General features: G+C 70.0%; 6 protein-coding genes and 1 pseudogene. 1 reads left to right on the top strand and 6 read right to left on the bottom strand.

Translation table 11 applies throughout. The features are described 5' to 3' along the window. The 4 genes and pseudogenes from FNH05_RS28245 to FNH05_RS28230 all read right to left on the bottom strand — a co-directional run. Nucleotides 1–311 (bottom strand): annotated as a pseudogene (locus FNH05_RS28245) (hypothetical protein); the annotation flags it as partial. Between the two features lie 12 nt (nt 312–323). After that, nucleotides 324–875, bottom strand: coding sequence for a DUF3558 family protein (locus FNH05_RS28240; protein ID WP_144591891.1), 552 nt, complete (start codon nt 873–875; stop codon nt 324–326). Next, entirely contained in the window at nt 872–1,324 is a 453-nt protein-coding gene (locus FNH05_RS28235) for a hypothetical protein (protein WP_144591890.1), read from the bottom strand. Before FNH05_RS28235 ends, FNH05_RS28240 begins: the two co-directional genes overlap by 4 nt. A 113-nt stretch (nt 1,325–1,437) precedes the next feature. Further along, nucleotides 1,438–2,217: an ESX secretion-associated protein EspG gene (locus FNH05_RS28230; RefSeq protein WP_246127987.1), complete on the bottom strand. Its 780-nt coding sequence runs from the start codon at nt 2,215–2,217 to the stop codon at nt 1,438–1,440. A 166-nt stretch (nt 2,218–2,383) separates the two neighbouring features. On the opposite strand from FNH05_RS28230, the gene FNH05_RS28225 reads away from it, so the two are divergent. Beyond that, the gene (locus FNH05_RS28225; RefSeq protein WP_144591888.1) at nt 2,384–3,547 is read left to right on the top strand and encodes a lactate 2-monooxygenase; all 1,164 of its coding nucleotides are present in this window, start codon (nt 2,384–2,386) and stop codon (nt 3,545–3,547) included. 13 nt (nt 3,548–3,560) lie between these two features. Here FNH05_RS28225 and FNH05_RS28220 read toward each other — a convergent pair whose 3' ends face one another. Both FNH05_RS28220 and FNH05_RS28215 read right to left on the bottom strand, forming a co-directional pair. Beyond that, nucleotides 3,561–5,897, bottom strand: coding sequence for an FtsX-like permease family protein (locus FNH05_RS28220; RefSeq protein ID WP_144591887.1), 2,337 nt, complete (start codon nt 5,895–5,897; stop codon nt 3,561–3,563). Further along, nucleotides 5,894–6,598, bottom strand: a complete 705-nt coding sequence (locus FNH05_RS28215) for an ABC transporter ATP-binding protein (protein WP_144591886.1) — start codon at nt 6,596–6,598, stop codon at nt 5,894–5,896. The genes FNH05_RS28220 and FNH05_RS28215 overlap by 4 nt, the downstream gene beginning before the upstream one ends. Between the last annotated feature and the right edge of the window lie 185 nt (nt 6,599–6,783).

Below are 6,783 nucleotides of genomic sequence, written 5' to 3'. Positions count from 1 at the left end.
ATCATTCCCTGTTCGTCGACGTCCTCCGGGCTGACACCGTCGTGCACCATCAGGATCAACGTCTCGTGCGGCAGCGCGTGGTAGTACAGGTCCGAGGGGGCCAAGCCGTCCCGGTAACCGCCGCCCTCGGCGGTCACCTTCTGCTCGTACAGTTCGCCGGACACCACGGAGTATTTGCCCGCGATATCGGCGGGCTCCTCTACCCGGTCGACCCAGGCGTTCTTGCCGGCACGCTCCGCCGACGCTTTGGCATACACCTCGGCCTCGTACAAACGACGCGCATACCCGTCCGTCCCGCCCGGCTGAGTCACGGCGATCCCCTCCTATTGCCCCTTTGGCAACAATGGCTCGACCCGCTGCGCCAACTGCCGCGCGTTCGAGCAGGCCAACGAATCCTGACTCGGGCTCGACATCGTGACTCCGACCACCGCCCGCGCGTGCGCGGACACCTCCATTGCCACGGAACAACCGCCCCCAAGTTCTTCCGTCGCTTGCATGGCGTTTCGCCCATTGATGTCGATCTTGATCGCGTCAAGGTCGGTTCTGGTGAACTCTGCGAGCCCTTGTACCGGGTCAAGCGATAGGTCGAAGTCGCCGTAGCCAGGCTTGAGCGCGCCGCATTCGTTTCGCCTTGATTTGTTCTCGCCAGGATTGAAGCCTTGTCCGGCAAGCACCTGGTCGAGAACCTGGCAGGCGTTCAGGTTCGCGAGCACATTCGCGCTGGTGCTGCTGGTGTCCGGTCCGCTGGTGCTGGGCCCGGCGATGCTCGTCAACGGCATGGGCGTGCCGCTGGTGGTGCTGGAACACCCTACGAGAACGACCGCCACGCAACTCGTCGCGGCGAGAAAGCGGATGGCACGAGTGCTGGTGCTCATGAAGGTCCTCGGTCTTCGAACGGGCCGAAATGCCTGGCGGCGGCTTCATCCGACGCGTCGTAATGCTTGATCGCTTCGTCGAATGCCTGCTTCAGCATGTCCAGGCTTTCCCTGGTCTTCCGGAACACCGGGATGAGTGCCTGATCATCCGCGATCATCGCGTTCTGGAAGTGCTGGGCGACCCTTTGTGCGTAGTCATCGTTGCCCAGCATCGGTGCGCGCTCCAGTCGATTTGCCCGCCGACCGATGTCGGCCAGCCGGTCCTGAATCCGCGTGACGGCGCGCTTCAGGTGTGTGCCGGTTTCTTCGTCGACGGCCCATTTTCCTGCCTTCGCGTCCGCGAGTAGTTTCCCGGCGTCGTCGGCCATCTTGTTGACCTGTTGTTCGCCGCCGAAGATGACTGCCATGCTGGAGCCGAATTGCTCGCTCGTGGTGTTGTCGTCGGCCATGATGACCGTTCTCCCCACCCGTCGATGCCGGTGATAACGGTTTACCGCGTTCCGCAACGGTACCCTGCGGCGCACATTTTGTCGCAATTTTGCCGCGACAAGTAGCTGTCGCGTTATCGATTCAGGCGGTCGCGCAGCCATTGGGCGATGCGGGCGCGGTCGGCCGGGGTGAGTGTGTGGCGTTCGGCGCCGTCGGACAGGGTTTCGGTGGTGAGGAAGAACCGGCCCCCTGTGGTGTCGAACCAGGTCAGCGACCCCACCTCGACCTCGCGGCCGCGCCTGGTCCGGGTGCCGGGTTCCCGGACGGAGCAGGTGATGGCCCCGGCACGGACGACCGGTGCGGTGAAGAAGCGCTCGGCGGCGCGGGGGCCACCGGACGCGTTCGTTGGCACAGCGTCGATCCCGCCGAAGAAGTTTTCGCCGTGGTCCGGACCACCGGGGTGTACGCCACCAACCTGGACATAGGTCACGGGTGCGCCGTGGACCGGTTCCCAGTCGGGCAGGAAACCCACCAGTCTGTCGACGACCTGCGCGGGACGGAGTTCGCCGAAGCTCAGCACGGTGCCTTTCTGGCTGGTCAGCACGCCGGTCCGGCCTCGCCAGCCGCCGCGGTACAACAACCGCCGACCGGCCTCGACCACGTTCACGACCTGGGTGAGTACCACCTCGGGTTCGGCCCAGATCCGCAGCAGTTCCTCGAAGTCGGCGCGCAGGCCGCCTCCGCGGGACAGCCAGCCGTCCCGGTGGAGCCGCTGGCGGAACCGTTCGCGTCGCGCGGCGCGTTCGGTGCCGCTCTCGCCGAAGTACGGGAGTTCGTGAGGGGCGATGAACCGGCCCAGCTCAAGGTCTTCGGCCAGGAAGTCCAGCTCGGTCAGATCCGCGTCGAACCTCACGGTATTCGCCCCCCTGCGACAACCGCCCATGTTCGTAACGTTCGGTAGTGACGGTGTCTCGTGAGAGTAATGGTCCGCCGTCAGGTGCGGCAAGCGGCCACACGGCCCAGTGATCGGGGAAGATGAGGGCGGACCGGCGCGGTGCACGGACAGGAAGGGCGGCGAAGTGGCCGAACGATTCGGGGGCTACCAGAACGAGATCTACCTGCAGGGGCTCGCCGGGACCACACCCGCGTTCTCCACGGACCCCACCACCCTGGACGGTGCGGCCTCGGGCGTGCTGACCCCCGAGGCGTACGGGTACGTGGCCGGTGGGGCGGGATCCGGCGCGACCATGCACGCGAACCGGGAGGCCTTCGACCGCTGGAAGATCGTGCCCCGCATGCTCACCGGCGCCACCGAACGGGACCTGTCCACCACGCTGTTCGGCGCCACCCTGCCCGTCCCGGTGCTGCTCGCGCCGATCGGCGTGCAGACGATCGTGCACCCGGAAGGTGAGCTCGCCACCGCGCGTGCCGCCGCTGCGCTGGGCGTGCCGATGATCCTTTCCACGGCCTCCGCGCACACCATCGAGGAGGTCGCCGAGGCCGGTGGCGACGGGCCGCGCTGGTTCCAGCTGTACTGGCCCTCCGACGACGAGGTCTGCGCCAGCATCCTCGCCCGGGCCCGAGCCGCCGGTTACTCCACGCTGGTCGTCACGCTCGACACCTGGACGCTGGCCTGGCGCCCGCAGGACCTCGACCGGGCCTACCTGCCGTTCCTCAAGGGCGAGGGCACCGCGATCCCGTTGTCGGACCCGGCGTTCCGGGCGCGGCTGCCCCGGCCGCCGGAGGAGGACCTGCCGAGCGCGATCCTGCAGTGGGTGGGCATGTTCACCGGCACCGACCACACCTGGGAACAGCTGCCGCTGATCCGGAAACTGTGGGACGGCCCGATTCTGCTCAAGGGCATCCAGCACGTCGACGACGCGCGCCGGGCGGTGGCCGCCGGAATGGACGGGATCGTGGTGTCCAACCACGGCGGCAGGCAGGTCGACGGTGCGCTCGGCGCGCTGGACGCGCTGCCCGGGATCGCGCAGGCCGTGGGCGAGAAGATCGAGGTGCTGTTCGACTCCGGCGTCCGCACCGGTGCGGACGTGCTCAAGGCGCTGGCGCTGGGCGCGAAGGCGGTGCTGCTGGGCAGGCCGTTCGTGTACGGCCTCGGGCTGGCCGGTGAGGAGGGCGTGCGGCACGTCCTCCGCAGCCTGCTCGCGGACTTCGACCTCACGCTGGGGCTGTCCGGCCACCGCCGCCCGGCCGAACTTTCCCCGGCCGCCCTGCACCGGGACTGAGCCGCGGCGGGGCTCACTCGTCGTGCAGGGCCTCGGCGACGGGGGCGGCCGAGGCCGCCCTGGCCGGGAAGAAGGCACCGAGCACGGCGATGACGATTCCGGCCAGGCCCAGCAGCACCAGCGTCGGTGCGGAGTAGACGTCCAGGAACAGGTCCGGCACATCCCGCTGGATCGCGTGCAGCATCTCCAGGACCATCAGGCGGTGTGCCCCGACGCCGAGCGGAAGGCCGAGCACTCCGGCCGCCACGCCGAGCGCCGCCATCGAGCACACCATCATCAGCGTGACCTGGCGCGGGGTCATGCCGATCGACTTGAGCATGGCGAGGTCCCGGCGGCGCTCCCGGGTGTTGAGCACGACCGTGTTGAACACGCCGAGCGCGGTCACCGCGCCCAGGATCAACGTCAGCAGCGTCACCGAGCCGATGACGAGGAACTCCGTGTTGTGGTCGCCCGAAAGCGTGGGCAGCAGGCGAAGGCCGGGGTCGCCGGCGCGCACGGCGGCGACGAACGCCCGCGGGGCGGTGCCCCGGGCGAGCTGGACGACGAAGATGTCGGCGCGCTCGCCGGGGGCGAGTAGCGCCGCACTCGTCCAGTCGGCGAGCAACTGGTCGTCGTTCCCGGCGATGACCTCACCGGCGATCCGGAACTCCGCCCGGTGTGCCGTGGTCACCACGGTGAGCGGGTCCCCGACGGAGAGCCCGTGTTCGGCCAGGAAACGGCCCGACGCGGCCACCTGACCCGGCCCGTCCGGCCAGTGCCCGGCCAGCAGCGAAGGGCTGAGGTCGGCGGAATCGCCGCGGTAGAAGGAGATCTGCAGGTCCTGGCTCACCCCCGGCACGCTCACCGGCAGGTGCAGCACCGCCGCGAGGCGCCGGGTGCCCGGCAGCCCGCGCAGCATTGCCTCGTCCCCGGAGTCGGTGAGCGCCGCCTCGACCTGTTCCGGCTGGAAGCCCTTGCCGTCCACGGGCACCGGGGCGAGGCCGGCCGCGGCGACGAACAGCCGGTCACCGGTGTCCGGGCGGGCCGCGGACTGGTAGGTGGTGATCGAGGAGGCCAGGCCGATGGCGAGCGTCGTGGTGGTGACGCCGAGCACGACGGCGGCGAGCGTGAGCGCGGTGCGCCCGGGGCGGGCGAAGAGCAGGCCCACGCCGAGGCTCACCGGCCGGGGCAGCCTGCTGCCACTCAGCCATCGCTGGACGCGCAGGCCCCGTCCGGTACCCCGCCGCCTGCCGGAACTGATGGCCTCGGTGGCCGAAAGGCGGCGGGCCCGCAGCGCGGGCAGGATGGCCGCGAGCGCGACCAGGGCGGGCATGCCCAGCAGTACCACGACGTTCACCCAGCCGGCGACGTCGATCTCGACCGGTCCGAAGGCTTCGAAGGCGTGCCCCAGCACCGGAGAGGCGATCATGTCCCCGCACACGGTGCCCAGCGCGGTGCCGGCGAGCGTCGGCACCGACACCATCACCAGGTGGACCGCCAGCACCTGGTTCGGCGTGAACCCGATCGCCTTGAGCACCCCGATGTGCCGGAACCCGGTGATCACCGCGCCGCTGACCACGTTGGTCACGATCAGCGCCGCCACGGCGAGCGCGAGGATCCCGAAGAACACCAGGAACGGGGCGAAGGCCTGCGGGGTGGCGCTGATCTTCGCCCGGACCGCCAGATAGGACTGGGACTCGCGCAGGCTCCCCGCGGGCAGTCCGGCGAGCACGGTGGACTGGTCCGCGGCGAGGTCGGCGGCCGTCGCCGCGGTGGTGAACCGGTAGAGCATCCGCCACCCGGCCGGCCCGAGCGCGGTCAGTTGGTCCGGAGTGACCCACGCGTCCGCGGTGTTGCCGAGGGACAGGGCGAAACCGACGACGGTGAGGGTGGGCCGTCCGGGAAGGACGATGCGGTCGCCCACCGGCACCAGGCCCGCTTCTCCTGGTGGGCGGTTCAGCACGATCTCGCCGGGGGCGGCGGGCCACCGGCCCTGCCACAGGTTCAGCCGGTCGACGGGACCACCGGGATCGGGCCGGCCTGCCACGGTGAGCCTGCCGAGGTAGGCGTAGCCGGTGTCCGAAGTGTCGAGGGTGACCACTCCGAAGGGGCCCGCCGCCGCCTCGACTCCCGGTCGGGCCGCGGTCTGCGCGAGCTGTGGGGCGGAGACCTTCGCGGCGTCGAAGGTGAGGGACAGGTGCGCGCCGTTCTGTGCGGAGTAGATCCGGTCGAAGGCGCTCGACGCCACGGACAGCAGGCCCAGTGCCACCACGATGGTGGCCGAGGCGGCCAGGATCACGATGCCGATCACGGTCGTCTGCAGCCTGCGGCGGCGCACCATACCCCTCGATGCCTGCCAGACGGCCATCATGCCGGTTCCTCCAGAAGGCTTTCCCGCTCGATCCGGCCGTCGGACAGTTCGACCAGCCTGCTCGCGCACCGGTGCGCCAGCACCGGGTCGTGCGTCACCAGCAGCAGGGTCTGGCCCAGCTGGTTGAGGTCGATCAGCAGGTCCATCACCTGCTCGCCCGCCCTGCTGTCCAGCGCCCCGGTCGGTTCGTCGGCCAGCAGCAGGGCGGGACGGTTCATCAGGGCCCTGGCCACCGCGACCCGCTGTCGTTCACCGCCGCTGAGCTGGGCCGGATAGACGTTCTTGCGGCCCTCGATGCCGAGTTCCTCCAGCAGTTCGAGCGCCCGGCTGCGCGCCTGCCAGGTGGGCGTTCCGGCGAGCTGGGCGGCCAGCGCGACGTTGTCCAGTGCGGGAAGATCCTCGAGCAGGTTGAAGAACTGGAAGATCATGCCGATCCGGCGTCGCCGGAACAGCGCCAGGCCCGCTTCGTCCAGCCTGCCCAGGTCCTCGCCGTGGACCTCCACCGACCCCGAGGTCGGCCGGTCCAGACCGGCGATCATGTTGAGCAGGGTGGACTTGCCGCTGCCGGACGGACCCATCACCGCGACGGCCTCCCCCGGCTGGATCCTCAGCGAAACACCGGTCAGTGCGACGGAGTCGCTGTATTCCTTGCGCACCTTCGACAACCGCACCACCGGCCGCGCGCCCTGTTCTTCGGTCACCGCGCCAGCGTGGCCCACTCGCCCCGGCGCGTCGTCGGCCTGGGGTGGTAATCCGGCCGCCGGGTCATCCCTGGGATGTACGCCGCTGCCCCGGGCGGACGATGCGCCCCGGTGCCGGTGTTGGCAGAGTGGGGCCGTGGGATTCACGGCATGGGTGTGGTCGGGGGCTGCGGTGGCCTGCCTGG

This window comes from Amycolatopsis rhizosphaerae (genome assembly GCF_007713715.1).
Taxonomy (GTDB): Bacteria; Actinomycetota; Actinomycetes; order Mycobacteriales; family Pseudonocardiaceae; genus Amycolatopsis_E; species Amycolatopsis_E rhizosphaerae.
Note: the sequence above shows the minus strand (reverse complement) of the source record. Positions and strands in the feature narration are given on the sequence as shown.

What these genes read in the sequence shown, in the direction of transcription:
- FNH05_RS28220 (WP_144591887.1), bottom strand. Translation starts at nt 5,897, where the DNA reads ATGATGGCCGTCTGGCAGGCATCGAGGGGTATGGTGCGCCGCCGCAGG.
- FNH05_RS28240 (WP_144591891.1), bottom strand. Translation starts at nt 875, where the DNA reads ATGAGCACCAGCACTCGTGCCATCCGCTTTCTCGCCGCGACGAGTTGC.
- FNH05_RS28235 (WP_144591890.1), bottom strand. Translation starts at nt 1,324, where the DNA reads ATGGCCGACGACAACACCACGAGCGAGCAATTCGGCTCCAGCATGGCA.